This is a genomic window from Moorena sp. SIO4A1 (assembly GCF_010672065.1).
In the GTDB taxonomy this organism is placed as follows: Bacteria; Cyanobacteriota; Cyanobacteriia; order Cyanobacteriales; family Coleofasciculaceae; genus Moorena.
This window is the reverse complement of the sequence record NZ_JAAHHX010000435.1, coordinates 1-1887: the sequence shown is the minus strand read 5'-3', so window position 1 is coordinate 1887 and position 1887 is coordinate 1. Positions and strand designations below refer to the sequence as shown.

2 protein-coding genes and 1 pseudogene are annotated in these 1887 nt (G+C 43.1%); all 3 read right to left on the bottom strand.

Translation table 11 applies throughout. The annotated features are described in order from the left end of the window. Positions 1 to 270: pseudogene (locus F6K53_RS39150) on the bottom strand (calcium-binding protein); the annotation flags it as partial. A gap of 16 nt (positions 271 to 286) precedes the next feature. Further along, complete coding sequence (locus F6K53_RS39145; protein WP_229415563.1) at positions 287 to 832, bottom strand: esterase-like activity of phytase family protein; 546 nt, start codon at positions 830 to 832, stop codon at positions 287 to 289. Between the two features lie 60 nt (positions 833 to 892). After that, the coding region (locus F6K53_RS39140; protein ID WP_293085285.1) for an esterase-like activity of phytase family protein at positions 893 to 1887 on the bottom strand (995 nt) is incomplete at its 5' end.

The window sequence follows — 1887 nt, the reverse complement described above, 5'->3', positions numbered from 1 at the left end:
GCCATTGGCAGAAATTACTGCTCCCAAATCCCCATCGGTAATGGTGAGATCATCAAAACCAATACCCAAACCAGCAATACCAATCACATCTTCGCCACTGAAAAAGTCAGTAATGATGTTAGCGCTATCGGGAATTTCAGCAGAAGCAATCCAGAATTGGTCTGCACCTGCGCCCCCAGTCATGATATTGTTACCACCAGAGGTCACAAAGAAACGATCTGCACCTTCTGCACCAAAAACGCGTTCGCTTTTAGCGTGACCTACGGTCAATCGCTTTTAGCGTGGCCTACGGCCAATCGCGCAGCGGCTCCAAAGGAGCATCGCTTGTTCCTAAAATAACAGTATCGTCACCGTTACCAGCATAGATACGATTATTTCCATCAGCCAAAGAGGCATCAATGATATCGTTACCTTCCCCAGCAAAAACTAAATTATTGCTACCAGTTAGTTCTAGAGCATCTGCTTCTAACGTACCAAAAATTTGTTCTTTAGTCTCACTGGCAGGAGCAATATCTAAAGCAAAAGCAAAGAGCTGAGTAGCAGGAGTTGCCGGGTCAAAGTCGTTATCACTAACAACAATTAAGGATTGACGACCATCGGGTAAAACTGGACCTAAGGCTAAACCTTCAAAATCATCGAGATTAGTCCCAAGATCATTAAAATCTACCAGCAGTTGTTTTTCGGCTACAACAATATCTCGACCTTTCAAGCTTGGCAAGTTACTGACATCGGTAGCATTTTGAGCCGATACTAAATAGAGCTTGTTTTGGTTTAAGCCAGTGTCGTCAAAATACCTTTCTAAGGCTAAGAAGGTTCCAGCATTATCGCTAATAATTCGGCCAAACTGTTAGTACGATCTACCTCATCAGGGGTACCTTCAGGAGCATTAGCATTACAGCAACCGCTGTAAGTTGTTAGCATCACCTTCGGAGGAAATAAACAAAGTACCATCTTTCCTTAAGGCAATGCCTTCAGGATCAGTTGCACCACTATTAAAGGGACGACCTGCTACATTCAAAAGTGTGGTTACAGCTTCAAATGCGACATCCCCTTCGTCTAGAGATCCATCACTCAAATCAATCGCTTCTACATCAGGATTTTGGGGAGAGCGGACTTGATCAGCCACAATCCGATCCCGCACTATATTGATAGTTTCAGGGAAGTCCCCAATTAAGCCATCTGCACCCAAACGGATTAAGTCTTCTGCTTCTTGTTGGGGAGTTTGTACTGAGCTATCTGGGTTTAAGGTCAGGTAGCGTTCTTCATTCCGTAAAGTGTAGACATTAACCAGTAATCCTGCATCATGGGCGAACTTAATTAAAGGGAAAACTTCTCCTGTTAACTGAGTTCTGATTTCTGCGTTACCATCCCCGTCACCATCAAAAGGTTCATCTAAACCTTCCCGGAGTAAAATGCTATTGTTCCAGGGATTAACCCCTTCGGCGTAGGTAATCATGAATTGATAAAATTCAGGAAGTGCCAACAAGTCCCCGTATCCAGTTTCAGCATTTAGATCGATAATATCTACTAAGTCGCCGTAAACTGCACGAGCGTCTTCTGCGGTAAAATGGGGGTTGCTGAAGTTAGCAACAACATCGTAGGGGAAAGAAAAACCAGGATTAAAGTTTTCTGTAGCTGCGCCAGTGAGTTGATGCAAAGGAACATCAATTCCCGCTTCGGGCATAATTTCCTTATCTAACCGAATTAAAGGCGCGATTTCAAAGGTTTGAATAATGTTTTGTTCTGGATTAGTAAAGTCTTCTTCCAGCAAAACCCGCACCGTAGCTTCTTCTACATTTAAACCAATGCTATCGAAGTAGCTATTATGCTTAAGTTCGTGAACAATACCAACTTGTTTACCGGTTTCGGCTTGAAAATCCTTAACTA